Source organism: Erysipelothrix anatis, assembly GCF_009828745.1.
Lineage (GTDB): Bacteria > Bacillota_I > Bacilli_A > Erysipelotrichales > Erysipelotrichaceae > Erysipelothrix > Erysipelothrix anatis.
Window position 1 is genome coordinate 67,858 of the sequence record NZ_WTSX01000008.1, and the last position, 19,015, is coordinate 86,872.

General features: G+C 38.7%; 17 protein-coding genes. 1 reads left to right on the forward strand and 16 read right to left on the reverse strand.

Features of this window, described 5'->3' with window-relative positions; genetic code table 11:
* Positions 1–34: 34 nt before the first annotated feature.
* The 15 genes from gap to GVV19_RS07235 all read right to left on the reverse strand — a co-directional run bounded on the left by gap (position 35) and on the right by GVV19_RS07235 (position 16,982).
* On the reverse strand, positions 35–1,039 hold the full coding sequence (gap, locus tag GVV19_RS07165; RefSeq protein WP_159637716.1) for a type I glyceraldehyde-3-phosphate dehydrogenase: 1,005 nt from the start codon (positions 1,037–1,039) through the stop codon (positions 35–37).
* 77 nt (positions 1,040–1,116) lie between these two features.
* The gene (locus GVV19_RS07170) at positions 1,117–1,995 is read right to left on the reverse strand and encodes a GNAT family N-acetyltransferase (protein ID WP_159637718.1); all 879 of its coding nucleotides are present in this window, start codon (positions 1,993–1,995) and stop codon (positions 1,117–1,119) included.
* A gap of 18 nt (positions 1,996–2,013) precedes the next feature.
* A complete protein-coding gene (locus tag GVV19_RS07175) occupies positions 2,014–2,286 on the reverse strand; it encodes a DUF4834 family protein (protein ID WP_159646685.1) in 273 nt (90 codons plus the stop codon).
* 74 nt (positions 2,287–2,360) lie between these two features.
* Complete coding sequence (locus tag GVV19_RS07180; protein WP_159637722.1) at positions 2,361–2,876, reverse strand: GNAT family N-acetyltransferase; 516 nt, start codon at positions 2,874–2,876, stop codon at positions 2,361–2,363.
* 67 nt (positions 2,877–2,943) lie between these two features.
* Positions 2,944–3,888 (reverse strand): DNA-binding protein WhiA, encoded by a 945-nt coding sequence (whiA, locus tag GVV19_RS07185; RefSeq protein ID WP_159646687.1) that lies wholly within the window; start codon positions 3,886–3,888, stop codon positions 2,944–2,946.
* Positions 3,867–4,826 carry a gluconeogenesis factor YvcK family protein gene (locus tag GVV19_RS07190; RefSeq protein WP_159639512.1) on the reverse strand — a complete coding sequence of 320 codons (960 nt, stop codon included), beginning with the start codon at positions 4,824–4,826 and terminating at the stop codon, positions 3,867–3,869. The genes whiA and GVV19_RS07190 overlap by 22 nt, the downstream gene beginning before the upstream one ends.
* On the reverse strand, positions 4,823–5,695 hold the full coding sequence (gene rapZ / locus GVV19_RS07195; RefSeq protein ID WP_159637728.1) for an RNase adapter RapZ: 873 nt from the start codon (positions 5,693–5,695) through the stop codon (positions 4,823–4,825). Before rapZ ends, GVV19_RS07190 begins: the two co-directional genes overlap by 4 nt.
* Positions 5,696–5,734: 39 nt before the next feature.
* Positions 5,735–6,673 (reverse strand): NAD(P)/FAD-dependent oxidoreductase, encoded by a 939-nt coding sequence (locus GVV19_RS07200; RefSeq protein WP_159639513.1) that lies wholly within the window; start codon positions 6,671–6,673, stop codon positions 5,735–5,737.
* Complete coding sequence (gene lgt / locus GVV19_RS07205; protein ID WP_159646689.1) at positions 6,652–8,109, reverse strand: prolipoprotein diacylglyceryl transferase; 1,458 nt, start codon at positions 8,107–8,109, stop codon at positions 6,652–6,654. The genes GVV19_RS07200 and lgt overlap by 22 nt, the downstream gene beginning before the upstream one ends.
* On the reverse strand, positions 8,109–9,056 hold the full coding sequence (gene hprK / locus GVV19_RS07210) for an HPr(Ser) kinase/phosphatase (protein WP_159637734.1): 948 nt from the start codon (positions 9,054–9,056) through the stop codon (positions 8,109–8,111). Before hprK ends, lgt begins: the two co-directional genes overlap by 1 nt.
* Positions 9,057–9,058: 2 nt before the next feature.
* Positions 9,059–11,884 carry an excinuclease ABC subunit UvrA gene (gene uvrA, locus GVV19_RS07215; RefSeq protein WP_159637736.1) on the reverse strand — a complete coding sequence of 942 codons (2,826 nt, stop codon included), beginning with the start codon at positions 11,882–11,884 and terminating at the stop codon, positions 9,059–9,061.
* On the reverse strand, positions 11,881–12,774 hold the full coding sequence (locus tag GVV19_RS07220; RefSeq protein WP_159646691.1) for an aminoglycoside 6-adenylyltransferase: 894 nt from the start codon (positions 12,772–12,774) through the stop codon (positions 11,881–11,883). Before GVV19_RS07220 ends, uvrA begins: the two co-directional genes overlap by 4 nt.
* A gap of 121 nt (positions 12,775–12,895) precedes the next feature.
* Positions 12,896–14,869, reverse strand: coding sequence for an excinuclease ABC subunit UvrB (uvrB, locus tag GVV19_RS07225; RefSeq protein ID WP_159639516.1), 1,974 nt, complete (start codon positions 14,867–14,869; stop codon positions 12,896–12,898).
* Positions 14,859–16,355, reverse strand: coding sequence for a S41 family peptidase (locus GVV19_RS07230; RefSeq protein ID WP_159646693.1), 1,497 nt, complete (start codon positions 16,353–16,355; stop codon positions 14,859–14,861). Before GVV19_RS07230 ends, uvrB begins: the two co-directional genes overlap by 11 nt.
* Positions 16,356–16,415: 60 nt before the next feature.
* Positions 16,416–16,982, reverse strand: coding sequence for an NAD(P)H-dependent oxidoreductase (locus GVV19_RS07235; RefSeq protein WP_159646696.1), 567 nt, complete (start codon positions 16,980–16,982; stop codon positions 16,416–16,418).
* Between the two features lie 78 nt (positions 16,983–17,060).
* Here GVV19_RS07235 and GVV19_RS07240 point away from each other — a divergent pair, with 78 nt between their 5' ends.
* On the forward strand, positions 17,061–17,609 hold the full coding sequence (locus GVV19_RS07240) for an LOG family protein (RefSeq protein WP_159637747.1): 549 nt from the start codon (positions 17,061–17,063) through the stop codon (positions 17,607–17,609).
* A 24-nt stretch (positions 17,610–17,633) separates the two neighbouring features.
* Here the strand turns inward: GVV19_RS07240 and GVV19_RS07245 are convergent, their stop codons facing one another.
* A complete protein-coding gene (locus tag GVV19_RS07245; RefSeq protein ID WP_159646698.1) occupies positions 17,634–19,001 on the reverse strand; it encodes a murein hydrolase activator EnvC family protein in 1,368 nt (455 codons plus the stop codon).
* Positions 19,002–19,015: the final 14 nt, after the last annotated feature.

Here is a 19,015-nt window from a genome sequence, read left to right on the forward strand (position 1 = left end):
GACGCTGTATCTTTAAAGGTTAATTGTCTATCAGTTAGAATTTTGAAGCAACGTGGTGTGCTGTACGTACTAATTGGTTTGTATATGACATTTCGTTGTCATACCATGCAGCAACTTTAACCAAGTTTACACCACCAAGTGTTGTAACTTTAGTTTGTGTTGCGTCAAATAGTGAACCGTAAGCCATACCGATTACGTCTGATGATACGATTGGATCTTCAGTATATCCGTATGATTCGTTAACTGCTGCTTTCATAGCTGCGTTAATTGATTCTACTGTTACGTCTTTTTCAACAACAGCAACAAGTTCTGTGATTGAACCTGTGATAACTGGAACACGGTGTGCTCCACCATCTAATTTACCTTGTAACTCAGGGATTACTAAACCGATTGCTTTAGCTGCTCCTGTTGAGTTAGGAATGATGTTTTCTGCTGCTGCACGAGCACGACGTAAATCACCTTTTGGATGAGGACCGTCTAATGTGTTTTGGTCGTTTGTGTAAGCATGAATTGTTGTCATTGTTCCACTTACGATACCAAATTGGTCTTGTAATACTTTAGCCATTGGAGCTAAGCAGTTTGTTGTACATGAAGCACCTGAGATGATTGTTTCTGAACCGTCTAAGATGTCGTGGTTTGTGTTGTAAACAACTGTTTTGATGTTTCCTGTTGCTGGAGCTGAAATGATAACTTTACGTGCTCCTGCTTCAAGGTGAAGTCCAGCTTTTTCTTCAGTTGTGAAGATTCCTGTACTTTCGATAACTACGTCGATTCCTAATTCTTTCCAAGGTAAGTTTTTAGGATCACGTTCGCTAAGAACTTTGATTTCTTTTCCGTCGATTACGAATGCACCGTCTTTAACTTCGATTTCTTTATCGAAACGTCCTTGTGCTGAATCATATTTTAACAAGTGAGCTAATGTTGCTGCATCTGTTAAATCGTTGATTGCTACGATTTCCATATCTTCTGAACCGATCATTAAGCGTGTTGCCAAACGTCCAATACGGCCAAAACCGTTAATTGCTACTTTTACTGCCATAGTCTATAAATCCTCCTTATTGACCTTTATATTATATACCATTGGTATCTATTGTCAATTGTGATACTGCTATCAATCTAGTAAAAATCCCTATTCCATAGTGGCTTTCCGAACGCATTGAAGCCAGAGTATGAACTAATAATTTTTATGTGAAACAGGCGTTCAAATAATTGTTTATCATTTATACGGGCTAAAAGAAAGTGTTTCTTAACTCTTTTCGCATCTGGAATGAGTCGATTAATATGTTCAGAAACAGATGTTTGAAGAATAATCCGCGATTTCCCTCTTGATAGAAATGACAGCATTCTTAACAAGTGTCCACTCTTTTCATAGATACATTCTCGTATTTTCATGAAACTACCTTTGTTCTCATAGATTGCATAGCCAACAAGAATCCCATTCTCGCTAAATCCAATAATCCCACCACGAATCGAATCTAATTCTTTCTTCATGGCTTCGAAACTTGATGCATCACGAATAAAGTATCCAGTAAAATGCTTCATAAAACGATTATAAACACTCACTAAATCTTGATTCACGGGATCCAAAACAATTCCCTCAACACCTAACTCAGGAAGCGATGATGCTTGAATGTTGTACTCCATTATTTCTACTACAGGCTCAAATCCGATAGCTTCATATTTTCGTGCGTCGCTCGATTGGAGCAAGGTCACCAACTCTTCATGCGATGATGCCGCAACAAGTTCTTCCAAGATTGTTTCATCTTCATCTTCTATATCGATGATATATGAAGCTTTCAACCGTTTACCATGAAGTTCGAGTACTTTAGGCATAATGACTGCATGACCCATTTTACTGGATTCATTTTGAAACACAAACGTATTGTCATGCGTCAAAAAGGATCCGATTGCTATCGAATCCACATTTTCATGGACCTCTCGTTCAAACTTAGCTTTTAGATCAGCAAGATCTGTTGGGTTTGCATGGCGCAACATAGAATACCTCCAAATCGATTAGTTTTTATCGTCTACTTCATGTTCGGTAAATTCAACATCAATGACATCACCTTTAGGTCGTTGCGTTGATTGATTTTGATACTGTGAATTGCTTTGGTTGTTTGTATACTGCGTATATTGTTGATTTTGTTGTGGTTGTTTTTCTCGACGGATTACGCCAAAAACTCTCAGAATTGTGTAGACTAACCAAATGACTAGAAATATTCCCACTAACTGCGGCAATAACATCACAAAAACCACCATAATTAGTAATAAAAATAAATAACTCATAATATACCACCTTTCGCACATTATATCATGAAAAAACAGATGCCAGAGTGTTTATCGCAACATTCACGCAACCATCACATAATGTAGTCTTTAGCGAGGATTGCATACATCTCAATATCGACATAATGTCCTCGTTCAAACTCATAATCACGTAATAGTCCCTCACGCACAAATCCATTTTTTTCGAGGACCCGACGCGAACCAATGTTTAAAGGATCAATTACCGCTTGAACACGATTGTAGTAATATTGATTAAAGCAGTGATAAAGTACCGTCTGAATTGCATCAGTCATGATTCCTTTTCCCCAATATGCTTTATCTAATTGATATCCCATTTCAACTCGGTTATTTTTAGGGTCAAATCCAAAAACACCAATGTTTCCAATGTACATATCATGTTCATCAGCAATAACCCATCTAAAGCCAGTTTTTGTTGCCGACAGTTCATGAAACCAATCAAGTTCATGATGCGCTTGTTCAATACTTGTATATGCTTCCGTTCCGTAATATTCCATGACATCCTCGTCACAGGATACCTCAAAAAGACGTTGGGCATCGGAAGGCTTTGCTTCTCGTAATGTAAAAATCATTTCGTAATGATGTCTCCTTGTCACGTAATTCTAAAGAAGTCTTAAGCATTGCTTAAGACTTCACTACCTATTGTTCTGATTCTTCGATTTTACCAGCTAACTCAATCAGCTTTTTAAAGCGATGTTGTAGTCCTGATTTACTAATGGGTTCATTATACTTTTCATGATAGAGGTCGATAAGCTCATTGAGGCTTGTCTCAGGGTTTTCCATACGCAAATCTCCAACCTGAATGAGGCGTTCTTCAATATGACTGTATCGATTATGTTCGATTAACTTTTGAATGGCATCAATTTGTGCATTCCCCGCTTTTATTGTTTTTACTTCATTCGCAACTTCGCAGTTATCAAGGCGAGTTAGAGAATTTCTAAAATCTCGTTGAATACGAACATCTTCAAATTCAAGTGTTTTTGAATGTGCTCCTGTTATTTTTAAGAAGTCTGCTATTTGGTCTGCTGCTTTGACATAAACAATGTAGCGTCCACGACGTTCGGTAACCTTCGCACCGATATCAAACATTTTCATTAAACGCATGATATAGCGAGATAGCGATTCTTCAGCCGTTGAGACTTCTAGATGATAGTTAGCGGTTGTAGGAGCATTAATGCTACCACTCGCTAAGAAAGCTCCTGCTAGATAAGCTTTTGCACAACACTCTTTGAGCGTTATGATTTTAGACGGTGTTTCTCGCATCCCTTTGGATGAATAGATTCCCACATCTTCTAAAATCTCAATGCCCTTTTCTAAAACTCGCAAGACGTAAACGTTACTCTTGTTGAGTCTTTGTTTTCGTACCACTGTTAATTCGATTTGAACTTCGTACCGATTCTTAATTATTTGATACATTCGTTTTGCAATCGCTGCATTTTCTGTTTCAATTTGTAATTGCATCTGCTTATTAACGATCAGCAAATTTGAGTTTATATGCAAAAATGCAGACAATAAAGCACGTTCGCAACATGGCTTGAACGGGACGGTAGTTATTTCATGTTTTACTTCACTGCTAAAGGACATCCTAATGCCTCCAAAACTTCTTTGAATCCTTTTTCTACTTTATCATGATCATGACGGATTCGATTATTATCAAAATGCAATAAATCTTGTTGTAGAACAGGATAGGTATGATTTTGTGTTCTAAAGAGAACTGGGTAACTATTTTCTTCTTCGTAATGTTCCAAGACTTCTTTTGAAATTGGATCTGAAGCTGCTACGACTAGATCAAGTGATGCATCAATGTGTTTGAGAATCGCATTAACATGATCTTCAGCAGTATAGCCATCAGTTTCTCCAGGTTGGCTCATTGCGTTACAGTAATATACTTTTTTTGCTTTCGTTTGGCGAATGGCTTCTTTAATTTCGGGAATGATGAGATTTGGTAAAATCGATGTATATACAGACCCCACACCCATCACTATTACGTCCGCTTCCATAATTGCTGCAACAGCATTCTCTGTTGCTTTCACATCGACATCATAGTAGACATGATCAATGGTGTTACTATACTTAGGAATATTGGATTCTCCACGTACAATGGTGCCATCTTCCATACGCGCACATAGGGTAATAAAATCCATTGATGCTGGGATAACTTCCCCTTTGACATTGAGAACTTGTGACAACTGCGTGATGACTTCCATAAAGTTTCCAGATGCTGTTGCAAGCGCGGTGAAAATTAAGTTGCCCAAATTATGCCCCGCCAGTGACGAGCGTGTTCCTTCATCAAAGCGATAGTTCATAATAACTGAGAGTAACGTTTCTGACTCGGCAAGCGAAAGCATAACGTTTCGAATATCACCCATTGCGGGTAAATTAAATTCTTCGCGCAAACGCCCTGTACTTCCACCATCATCAGCGACAGTTACGATTGCTTTTAAATTAATTCCTTCAACGTTCTTAAGTCCGCGAAGCAGTGCAGATTGCCCTTTTCCACCACCGACAACTACAACATTCATACTGCTTTTTCGTCCTTCACATCACGATGGTTTTTGAACGATGTGTAGTCTTTACGGTATTGATCATAGAGCCAATTGACAATTGACACAGAACGGTGTTGCCCCCCTGTACAGCCAATTGCAACGGTTAATAAATGTTTGGATTCTTCCACGTATTTATCAAAGGAATAATCCAAAAACGGTTTCAAATATTCTAAATACTCTTGAGTTTTTGGATCATCCAATACGTAGTTGTAAACTGCGACATCGTTTCCAGTTTTTTCACGAAGTGATTCTTCCCAATATGGATTGTTTAAGAAACGTACATCGAAAACAAGGTCTGCATCTCGCGGTAAACCTTTACGATACCCAAATGAGATGAAACTAATATTTAGCGTTTGTTTACCTTCAACACTAAAGAAGCGTTGAATTCTTTGTGTTAAATTTTGCGCTGTTAAGAATGTCGTATCTATGATAATACTTGCGAATGATTTTATTTCTGAAAACTCTGTTATCTCCGCATCAAGTCCTTCTTCCAGGCTATTTGCAAGTCCTGCCACCACAAGCGGATGGTTACGACGGTTGTATTTGTATCGTAAAAGCAGCTGTTCTTTTGAGGCATCCAGGAAGAGCACCGTAAGTTCGGCATCAATACCTTTTAAACGTTTATAGAATTTAAAAAAATCTTTTGCAGTTACTGATAATGCAACATTTTCATATCCAGGCGTTTTCTTTGCAATAATTTCATCGATAAGATTATCAATCAAAGCAGCAGGGAAGCGGTCTATGCAATGATAGCCCATGTCTTCTAAGACAGCCATTGCACTGGTTTTTCCTGCGCCTGAAAGTCCGGTTACTAATACAATTTTTGGTTTATTTAGATGATTCATATTAACACCTCTTACCTCTATTATAGCAAAAATCTAAGGTTATACCTTAGATTTTAGATTTTGTATATGGTGGAATGCGTTTTGTGCTGTAATCGCACCATCACTTGTTGCAGTGACGATTTGACGTAGATGCTTTTGAATAACATCACCTGCACCAAAGATTCCAGGAATGACAGTCTCCAATTGCTCATTTACAATTAAATACCCTTCTTCATCAACCATACCTTCATGATTAGCTAGGAATCCCGTTGCTGGAATCGCACCAATATATGGGAAGACTCCTTCCGATGCAACATCTAATTCTACACCGGTTTCAACATCTTTAAATTTGATACCGCCAACTTTTCCTTCGTCTGTAACAATGTAGTCTACGGGAACGTGTTTACGGATTACATTAATTTTTGGGTTATTGAGTACTTGACGTTGATTTGCTTCATCACCACGGAATACGTCGCGACGGATTACAAGGTCAACTTTATTCGCAAATTGTGTTAAGTATACCGATTCCTCAAGTGCTGAGTTACCACCACCGATAACGACGACATCTTTGTTTTTAAAGAATGCGCCATCACAAACTGCACAGTATGACAACCCTTTTCCTAAGAGACGTTCATCATCAGCAAAACCTAATGTGCGTTCATTGGTTCCGGTTGCAATAATTACAGCATGTGTCTTGTACTCAGTGCCACTCGCTTTAACGATTTTCCATTCCCCTTCATCGATGATTTCTGATACTTCACCATAGATGTATTCAGCTCCGTAAGCTGTGGAATGTTCAAACATTTTCATGGATAAGTCTACACCTGAAACATTATCGACTCCAGGATAATTACATACGATATCTGTTTTGATCATTTTTCCACCAGGTGCTTCATATTCTAACATTGCTGTTTTCAAACCAGCACGCCCAGCGTAGACTGCAGCAGTTAATCCCGCAGGTCCTGCTCCAATGATAATTACATCATAGTTATTGTCCATTCATGATCCTCCTTCAAAATTTCTTGAACTTCGCGTAAGTCATCAATCACACGATTTGGATTGGTCTCACGAAGTTCTTTCTCACGCATTTTATCAAATACGTAACCAATTGTAAATGAACCTGCCCGCTGTCCAGCGATGATATCACTTGGGGTATCTCCAATATAGATAACACCACCCTTATCGACATTCATTTGTTCTAAGGCAAGATCAATTCCAGCAGGATCAGGTTTCTCTGGACTGAATAGATCACTTCCCAGTACAACTTCGAAGAAATCTTGCATTTCAAGAAGTTCAACACCGACCATAAGGGATGCAGTTTGTTTATTTGATACTATTCCCATACGGTAACCATCATTTTTTAGAGCTGTTAAGACTTCTGTTGCGTGTTCCATTTCGGTAACGTAATCCGCATGCATCGCAATATTTATTTCACGGTATTCATCAATAATGGCATCCACGCGATCAGCATCAAAATGCTTCTTAAACGTATCTTCTAACGTAGGCCCTAAGAATGAACGAACTTCTTCATCACTTAAGTTATAGTCTGGTTTATGAATTTCAAATACTTTTTTAAATGTTTTAATAATAAGTTCTTGTGTGTTTCCAAGTGTCCCATCAAAATCCCAAAGGATAATTGGCTTTGGCTTTCCAATAATTTTTTGGAATCCACCAAGATATCCAAATAAGCCAACAAGCAAGAATATGACGGATATTAATTGTGCGATACGAATATTGAAGAAATAAAGACTGTCTGTTCGAAGCCCCTCAATAAAGAATCGTGTCGCACCATACCACATAAGGTATGCAAATGTTAGATCACCACGTTTGATACGACTGAAGCGTTTCAAAACGAGCACGATGAGAATCCAACCAACTATATTAGCAACACTTTCATAAAGGAATGTTGGATGGTGGTAATTCCCATTGATAAACATCATGTCTTTGATAAATGTTGGAAATCCATTAAAGAATGATTCTGAAACGACACCACCAAATGCTTCTTGGTTCATGAAGTTTCCCCAACGACCAATTGCTTGTGCAATCAAAACATTAGGTAAAATTAGATCTGCGGCTTGAACAAAATTAATACGCTTACGTTTCATATAGAAATAGCAGAAAATTGCACCGGCAATGAGGCCTCCTTGAATTGCGAGTCCCCCTTCCCAAATTTTAAAAATCATCATTGGATCTTTGAGGTATTGCTTAAAGTCAAAGAACAAGATATACCAGATACGTGCTCCAGCAAATCCACTTAACAGCGATCCAATAAAGATATCATCGATATCGTCCGCTTTATAACCAACTTTTAATAAATTTCGTTTACTAATAACAAAAGCAATAATTGCTCCTGTCATAATGAGTACTGCATACCACGTAATGGATACAGGTCCTATTTCTAGAAATATTTTAGTGTTTGGAAAAAATTCAATCATTATTTATGCTCCTCATTTTGTTTTTGAATAAAGTTCATGACGCGGGCATCAAATTCCGCAGCAGTGTCAACGCCTCGTTGTTTCAAAATAAAATCACGCACTGCTGATTCTACCAATACGGCCATATTTCGACCTTCTCGGACGGGAAACACTAGGTGTGGAATTTGTAACCCAAAGGCATCATAATGAGCATCTTGTTCAATGCCAACGCGTCGGTACTCTTTTGAATCGTCCCACTTTTCAAGTTCGACGACGAAATCGACTTCTTTCGCTTCGAGGTAAGCATGAGTCCCAAACATTTTCGTAATATCAATAATTCCAATTCCTCGAATCTCTAACATTCCGCGTAAAAGTTCAGGTGCTGAGCCAATAATCATATCTTTGACACGACTAATATCAACACGATCATCAGCAACCAATGAGTGGCCTCGATTGATGAGTTCAAGAGCTAGCTCCGATTTCCCCATTCCACTGCCACCAATAATAAGTACGCCACGACCGTAGACATTCATGAGTCCTCCATGAACATTTGTTGTCGGAGCAAGTTCTTCATCTAAGAATGTTACCATATCGACCATGACATCTGAACTTGCGCGTTCCGTACGAAATACTGGGAAATTTTTCTCAGTCGCAATTTCAGCTAGGACTTTCGGTAAAGGATTACTACTTGTAATTAAGATAAGCGGTGTTTCTTCAGATGTCAGAAAATCCCATGGTTTGAATTGTTCAGATTCTGGTAAACCTTTAATAAATGCTGTTTCCTTTTTACCGATGATTACGATCCGTTTATTCTCCGCATAATCGAAGAATCCGGATAATTCAAGTCCAGGACGATTCGTATTGGGTACTGTGACCAAACGATTTAATGATGCATCATCTCCGGTTAATTGTGTAAGCTTTAAATGTTCAACAAGTACACGTACTGTTGTTGTTTTTCTTTCTTCCATAACTACCCCTTATCTAATACTTTTTTCAAATACTGTCCTGTATGACTTTCGGCCACTTTAATAATAGCTTCTGGTGTTCCTTTGGCAACAAGTGTTCCACCGCCGTCACCACCTTCAGGTCCTAAATCAATAACGTAGTCTGCATTCTTAATTACATCAAGGTTGTGCTCAATAACGACGACTGTGTCACCATTATCAACGATATGTTGGAGTACACCAATCAGTTTTTCTACATCATAACTGTGCAATCCTGTTGTTGGCTCATCAAGAACAAACATTGTTTTTCCTGTTGATGGACGTTGGAGCTCACTTGCAAGTTTTACACGTTGTGCTTCTCCACCTGATAGTGTTGTTGCTGATTGCCCTAACTTAATATAGCCAAGCCCTACATCACTCAACGTTTGCAATCCTTTACGAATTTTAGAAATTGCATCGAAGAAAACAACGCCTTCATCGATGCTCATTTCTAAGACATCATAGATAGTTTTATCTTTGTATCGAACTTGCAGAGTTTCTTCGTTATAACGGCGTCCATCACATTCTGTACATTTAACATAAACATCTGGTAGGAAGTGCATAGAGATACGTTTGACACCATCACCTTTACAAACTTCACAACGACCCCCTGCTACGTTAAATGAGAAACGGCCTTTATCATAACCACGCATCTTCGCTTCTTGAGTCTTCGCAAAGAGATCACGAATATCATCAAAGACACCTGTATACGTTGCTGGATTCGAACGTGGTGTTCGACCAATTGGGTTTTGATCAATCGTAATTAGCTTATCAATGTTTTCAAGTCCTTTAATACGTTTATGTTTTCCGGGTTTGATACGTTGACGACCTAATGATTGGTAGACTGCTTTGCTTAATACTTCATTAACTAGCGATGATTTACCACTTCCACTGACCCCAGTCACACTTGTGAGTGTACCTAGCGGGAATTTTATCGTTAGATTCTTTAAGTTATTTTCACTTGCTCCAACAATTTCAATCGCAAGTTTATTTCCTTTACGACGCTTCGTCGGAGTTGGGATTTTACGACGACCACTTAGATATGCAGCAGTTAATGATGCTTCATTATCAATGATTTCTGACAATGGTCCATTCGCAATAACTTCGCCACCGAGTGCTCCTGCACCAGGTCCAATATCAACAATCCAGTCACTTTCTTCCATTGTTTCTTCATCATGCTCAACAACTAAAAGTGTATTCCCTAGATCACGCATATTTTTCAAGGTTTCGATGAGTCGGGCATTATCGCGTTGATGAAGTCCAATCGATGGCTCATCCAGAACATAAAGAACACCTGTAAGGCGTGATCCAATTTGCGTTGCAAGTCGAATACGCTGCGATTCACCTCCTGAAAGGCTACCTGCAATTCGGTCTAATGTTAAGTAATCCAATCCAACATCCTTTAGGAATGACAAACGCCCTACGATTTCTTGAATTACAAGTTCTGCAATTTCTGCCTTCATCGGCTCAAGTTCCAAATGCTCCATAAAATGAAGTGCATCACGAATGGACTGATGGGTAAATTCACTAATATTTGTGTTATCAACTTTGACACTCAGTGCACTTTCATTCAAACGAGAACCATGGCACGTTGTACATGTTGATTCACTATGGAATGAACCATACCACTCACGAGATGATGTTGAGGTTGTTTCCTGGAAACGACGTTCAATGAGATTCACAACACCTTCAATTACTTCTGTTCTATGGAACACATTCCCCGAACGGGATTCAATGATGTACTTCACCGGAACTTGTGATCCATACAGTAAAATATCGAGTTTTGCTTTCGGAATTTTATTGATTGGTGTGTCCGCATTGACCTTCGCAAATTTCATCAATTGTTCGAATGTTTGCCACTCTATATTTTGACTACCAACAATATTTTTGTAGTAGCGGATGCCACCTTCCATAATCGTTAACGTAGGATCAGGAATGAGATAATCAACATCAACAGATTGAGTAATACCTAATCCGTTACATGTATGACACGCTCCCATCGGAGAGTTAAACGAGAAAAGGCGCGGTTCAATCGACGGTACACTGAAGCCACAGACTGGACATGCAAATTTACTAGAAAAAACATGAATTTCCGATCCGACTTTAACATTTACGATTCCATCGCTAATTTTTATTGCTGTTTCGAGCGAGTCACTCAAGCGGAAGCGACTGTCTTCTTTTTTAATAATACGATCGACAACAATTGAGATTGAATTTTTCTTATTCTTTTCAACTGTATAAGGTTCATCAAGTTGAACCATTTCACCATTAATGTATGCACGGACAAATCCCTCTTTGCGCATGGATTCAAGAAGCTCTTTATGCTCTCCCTTTTGATCCTTAACAATTGGTGCTAGGATTTCGAGGCGTGCTTGATCTTCAAAATCCATAATGCGATCAACCATTTGTTTGATTGTTTGCGAGGTAATTTCAATCCCATGGATTGGGCAGTATGGAACACCAACACGAGCATACATAAGACGTAAGTAGTCATAGATTTCAGTTACAGTTCCGACTGTTGAACGTGGGTTATTACTCGTCGTTTTTTGATCAATCGCAATTGCTGGCGACAATCCTTCAATGAGCTCAACATCAGGCTTTTCCATATTCCCCAGGAATTGACGTGCGTATGAGCTAAGTGATTCAACATAGCGACGTTGCCCTTCGGCATAAATCGTATCAAAAGCAAGTGAGGTCTTTCCGGAACCGGATAGACCTGTCATGATTACCAATTTATTACGTGGAATTTCCAAGCTTACATTTTTTAAATTATTTTCTTTTGCACCTTTAATTACAATTTTATCGTTGTTCATAATACCTCCAAACTTGCATCTCTTATTATATCATGGATTGAGTAGAGATTTGTGTCCTTGCGCAACGCAAGAATTGTATTTCGAATCGCGTGATATTGGCCACGATCGTATGTAAAATGTTGGTTATCCGCTACGCGGTCTGCAACAATTTCATAGAGTGACAATAGCGTTTCTAACGCATCCCAAATCAATTCTGCATCTGATAAATTATAGGTCGTCATAAATCGTGCCCACATATCTTCTTCGATGAATACTTTCAACAAACGATGATTCTTACCAAGACTGATTTTATGATTTGTTTTATTGCCTACCATCCATGTCATCATCTTCAATAACTCGTCGCGCATGATTGACAGGTGATCAATGGCGTACAAAAGTTCCTTCCGCTTCAACCCTTTAGTTACATAGAGAGAGAGCCACATGAATTCATTAACACTGTCTTGATAGTCTGAGTGTGTTGCTTTTTGAATCCAGTATTTAGAATCATCGGGTTCCTGCAAGTCATATCCCTCCAACATACCCTCTTTATCCATGATTATTTTCACAAGCGAATCTGATTGCAAATACGTCGCTAAATCTGTAACTGGGACGAACATTAAATCAACACGATCACCATTTTCAAACTGCATCAAAAAAGTAGGCCATGGTTGATTACTTCCCATGTCCGTTGGCACTTGCATAATTAAACGTTTTGGAAAAAAATCCAACCAACTGCGATCTTTCACAAAGATTGAAACATCCTCAACAATATAAACCACATCATAATCCTGCCACGCATCAGCGCCTACATTCGTATTCACGCGAGAGCCATTCATTGCTACAACATAGATGTACGGGCTTTGTGCAGCAATATCTTTAACGATATCCATCAATTGTTCATTTTGGTGCATAGTGATTCTCCATTCCCATTTGTTTCATTATACGGTCAATTCATGTTGCTCGCAAAACGAATTGCAATAAATACTACATGTTTCAAGAATGTTTCACTCAAAAAAAGCAACCCGAAGGTTGCTATAGATTTTCTGATTTCATTTCCATGATAACATCACGAAGCTGTGCTGCACGCTCGAAATCGAGAATAGCTGCCGCTTCACGCATTTCTTTCTCAAGACGTTCAATCAATTCAACAATTGCTTTCTTATCACGTTTTCCACTTCTGACTTTGGCAGTTAGAGCAGCAGTTTCTTTTCCAGCAATAATATCACGAACTGGTTTAATGATAGTAGTTGGTGTAATACCGTGTTCCTCATTATACGCAATTTGAATATCACGACGGCGTTGCGTCTCATCAATTGTACGTTGCATTGAGTCAGTAATTTTATCAGCATACATAATAACATGACCATTCGCATTACGCGCTGCACGTCCTACAATTTGGACAAGCGATCGATATGAACGTAAGAAACCTTCTTTATCTGCATCTAAAATTGTGATTAAACTTACCTCAGGGAGGTCAAGCCCTTCACGAAGTAAGTTAATTCCAACGAGGACATCATATTTGCCCAAACGTAAATCACGAAGGATTTCAATACGTTCTAACGTTTTAGTCTCGTGATGAATGTATGCGACTTTAATGCCAGTTTCTAATAAGTAACTGGTTAAATCTTCCGCCATTTTTACAGTAAGTGTCGTAATCAACACACGTTCATTACGCTCGCGTCGCACTAAAATTTGATCAACAATATCATCAACTTGACCGCGACTTGGTTTAATTTCTAGAGTCGGATCCAACAATCCTGTTGGTCGAATAATTTGCTCGACAATTTCATGATTAACCTTTTCCATCTCATAGTCACCCGGTGTTGCAGAGACATAAATTGTTTGATTTTGGACGGTTTCAAACTCTTCAAAAGTCATCGGTCTATTATTCAATGCGCTCGGCAAGCGGAACCCAAATTCAACCAATGTTCGTTTCCTTGATTGGTCACCATTATACATCCCACGAATCTGTGGAAGGGAAACGTGCGACTCATCCACTACAAACAAATAATCATCTGGGAAATAATCAAACAACGTGTACGGTCTTTGCTCTGGTGGTCGCCCATCAATATGCATTGAGTAGTTTTCGATACCCGAAGTTATCCCAAACTCACGAAGATTCTCTAAATCATACTTTGTCCGTTGCTCAAGTCGTTGATACTCAACAAGTTTATTTTCCTTTTCAAAATACTCCAGACGTTCTTTTAACTCTTCTTCAATTGCATCTGCAGCAATTTTAATTTGATCCATATCGCGAGCATATTCGTTTGCAGGAAATATATCATAAATCTTATATCCTTGCTTTACATTACCAGTAATACGATCCACTTCAACGATACGATCAATTTCATCACCAAAGAATTCGACACGAACAACGATATCATCCGTATCCCCACGCACAATCTCTACGACATCACCACGAACTCGAAACGTTCCCCGTGATTGTTCAATATCATTCCGAACATATTGTCGCTTAACAAGGTCCATCAATAGTGTTTCACGCGAAATCTCCTGGCCAACTCGCATTACATAAAGCATTGCCTTATAGTACTCAGGATCAGCGGTAGCATAAATACTCGCAACCGAAGCAACAATGATTGTATCGCGACGTTGTAAGACAGAGTTTTGAGCTGCATGACGCAGCATATCGAGTTCTTGGTTTATCATCGAACTCTTCTCAATATACGTATCCGATCCAGGTAAATATGCTTCTGGTTGATAATAGTCAAAGTTCGAAACAAAATACTCAACACGATTATGTGGGAAAAACTCTTTAAACTCAGAATACAACTGACCCGCAAGTGTCTTATTATGAACAAATACAAGCGTAGGACGGTTCAATTTCTGAATGACCTGTGAAATCGTAAACGTTTTACCAGTACCCGTTGCTCCCAACAGTACTTGATCCTTCTTACCAGCAAGAATACCTTCTGTTAGTTCCTTAATTGCTTTAACTTGGTCACCTTTTGGTTCAAAACGAGATTCTAGTTTAAATTTATGATCCATGTTTCGCAACCTCCAATGCTTTAATGAGTTGAATGTCATCAACTGCACGATTTCCATTCCAATTGTATAAGACAGAACTATACATCCGTTGTAGAAGTGCTTGATTTATTGTTCCATCAGTATTTATTGTTTCCGCATTTGCATACGCTAAAATTGCGTCACGTGTGGCACTATCATAGTAACCATCCGTTCGACCATTGTGATATCCAAGATAAGTGAGTGCATGTTGGGCATAGGATGCAGCGATACTGACTGTATCATATGCAAATTCTGAAGTCCCAATGAGTGGATATGATGCGTAGAATACATCAGGTAACTTAACTTCGTGATCTGGTAAAATACCAACATTATTGATACTAATATCACTGGGACTGCGCCATTCCGCAATTGTAATTTTCAAGTTAGAACTGTCGCCATAGATTCGTTGCGTTTGGACTGTCCCTTTTCCATAACTCTTCATACCAACTGTTTTAGCTCCAAGATTTTCGGTCAAGGCTAATGTAAGGACCTCTGAAGCACTTGCAGTCCCCTCATTAATCAAAATTGTAATATCGTCAAACTTATAGTTTGATGCGACTGAATTTTTAACCGTATAAGTTTCTGTTTTACCATTCGTAAAATGTTCTTGATAAACGATTGCCCCTTCATCAAGGAATAGGCGCGCAACATCCTGAATCGCATCTAAATATCCGCCACCGTTATCACGTAAATCGATAACTAAATTCTTGACACCCTTGGCTTTAAAATCTTTTAAAATAGACTCCGTTACATCGGCAAGACCACGACCAAATGATTTCATTTCGATGTAGCCAACACCTGGTTCTAAAACTTCGCCGAATGCTAACGCCTCAACACGACCACGAATGACCTCCAAAGTAACTGGTTTGCCCGTTCTTAAGACTTCCATCTCAATTGGCTGTCCAGCTTCCCCTTGAATCATTTCTTTTATTGGGATATCACTTGAAAAAGTAGAAACACCATCAACTTTAGAAATAACATCACCCGCCAAGATTCCACCCGCTTCAGCTGGTGATCCTTTGATAACGTTTGTTACCATATTTGTATCGGACGCCTCCATATATGTAACCCCGATACCAACGAAAGACATATTAATCGAATCATTCAATTTTTTTGTTTCTTCATCCGTCATATACACAGTATGCTGGTCACCATTACGCTGCAACATGCCTTTAATGGCATTTTCAACCAACGTCTTATCCGGATCTTCCATATCATTCACAAAAAACCAACTTGAACGAACATCAGAATATACACGCTCAAAAAGAGCAAGTGCTTCTGAGTTCTTGCCGTTACCTATAATACTATTAAGAAGCCTATTTCCTTGCCATCCTAGCAAGAACGCAATAACTACCGCTGATGCAGTCGCAATGATAACTTTCTTTTTCTTTTTTTCTCGGTTAATTTCGTCAGGCCATTTATGACGCTCTAGACGAATTTGATGTTTGTTATTTTCTTCTTTATCCACGATTCCACCTCAATGTACTAAGTTTATCACAGCATATAATAAAAATCCCAGTTAAGGGATTTATTTCAAGTATTGTTCAATTTCTAACAGGAACTGGTTTCGTGTTTCTTCCATGTGCACTGTCTTGCAATGTAGCCACGTGACATTCTTAATACCCACGGTTCCAAACAACGCTTCGATCATTGTTTTGTTGATTGGATCGCCAATATGTTCAAAAATTTCTTTACTTATGTTTCCAGTTGTAAAAACTGCAGCTTTATTGATATCTAATTTTCCAACTAAATTATGATTTTCATCCATGTCGTAAGTATGTCCTTTTAAGAATACCTTGTCAAAGAAACCTTTGAGCATAGCCGGTGCGCCATACCACCAAACAGGAAATACAAAGATGACTTCATCACTGGCTTTTAAGCGCTTCATGTAATCTTCAGCTTTTGGATCATTGTACTCACCTTTGCCAAACAATTTCAAATCTTCAGCATGAAATGCTGGATCAAACCCGTCTTGATGGAGATCGATGACATCCACTTCGTGACCTTTCGACAGCAATTGCGCTTTCGTCACTTCTAAAACGTGATGATTAAAACTTCCATCCCATGGATGTGTATATACGATTGTTGTTTTCATTTTAAATCCTCCATTGTCTATTTTATCAACCATGCTTATTCACACATGGTATAATGACCTTAAAAGCGGAGGGTTTATATGAAGTTAGCTGTTTTCTGTGGTTCGCGCGATACGAGTAACCACAACATTGTGAAAGAAGCAAAGATTTTAGCAAAGACATTGGTATCTAAAGATATAACGATGGTGTATGGTGGGGCCCGTTCAGGCATTATGGGGATCATCGCCGATGAGATGATCGCTTTGGATGGTAAAGTCATTGGGGTCATGCCCAAGATTTTAGTTGATAAAGAAATTGCGCATCCTGGACTTACAGAACTTGTAATTGTTGACGACATGAGTGTTCGTAAAACGATGATGAATGAGATGTCTGACGCATTCGTCGCATTTCCTGGAGGCTGCGGCACAATGGATGAAATCTTTGAGGTAATAACATTAAATCAAATTGAATATTTCAACAAACCTGTTGGTTTTGCAAACATTGATGGTTATTATGACGGAATTCATGAATTCTTAAAAACATCCGTGGCCAACACATTTATGTACCCATCACATCTTGAAGCAATTCAATTTGAAGCAACATCAGAAGCAATTGTTGACGCCATAGTAAAAGGTGTATCTCTGAACTAAACTGTTCATTGATACACCTTTTTTTTAAACACCTAAGAATACTTCTGGGTCAATACGGCACGGTGTTGATCCTTTATATTCACAACGACTGCTTTGACCACGGTCAGAACCACCCAAACCAAATTGAGCAGTACGCCATGTGCTATTCCACATTGATACCCCTTCTGAAACCGAACCGACTCCTAAATCAAATATTTCGATATGGGCGTGTGACCCGATAGAATTTCCTGAGTTTCCGACACCGCCTACTTGTTGACCTTGGTTCACAACGCTACCTGGACCAACTTTAAATGATCCATTTGCCATATGCATGATCAACGCACCATAGACTTTGCCATTTGATTCGAAAATCATTGAGAGATGATTTCCAAGGCCACTATTGCAACCAAAACTTGAATACGTATCACATCCACCTTGAGTTACCACAACTACGCCATTACCAACAGCATAGATTGGTTCAAAATAACCAGCAGATAAGTCTACCCCAAGGTGCGTTCCACCCCAGCTATATCCCCATACTGATTCGGTCTTTCTTCCAGTTGGTACAGGACTTGATAAGCCATTCGTTGGAGGGATTGCATTGATTGCATCAGCAGTTGCTTGGTCAAGTTCGATTGCTGCTTGAACTTGTGCTTCTTGCATTTCAAAGTTAACTTTTTGAATGACTAATTCATCATAAATTTTTTGTACACCGGCTTGAAGATATACAATATTTTCTTTGTCGACAACGACTAAACTTTTATTAAGTTCGATATTCTCAATTTCAGTTGCGACCGCCGCTTTTGTTTCTTCGAGCGCTTGTTTTTGAGACTTGAAGTTATCAATCAGAGATTCATTATATCGACGAATACTGTTCATTCCAACAACACGACGCATAATATCGGAGAAATCAGTTGCGCCCATAAGGAATTCTATATATCCGTTGACACGCATGTTCATTTGACTCTGAACCATATACGTTTTAATTTCTTCCTCAAGTTTTGCAATTTCAGTTTCACGAGTTTGGATTTCAACTTGAAGTTCTTGAATATGTTGTTCCTTTTGCGCAATTTCAAGTTCTAGTGTTTTTATATTCGCATCTAATGCAGTAATTTGATTTTCAAACTCTTGAATAAGTCCAAGATTTTCCATCAAATTCGTCTCAATATCTTTAAGTTTATTTGAGATTTCATTTTTTGCTGCTTGATTGTTTTGAGCACGCTCTAACAAGTAAGCGCGGTATTCACGACAAACTTGCGCTGACGACTCGGAATATGAGCTACAAAGTTGGTCATACTTCCCTGGATTAGATTCGAAATCATCACGATTACTAGCGAATATCGGGGCAAGTACGCCAAGTAGCATCATCAAAATAATTGAGATAATAATTGTATTTTTTAAAATTCGTTTCATGTTCACCTCATCTA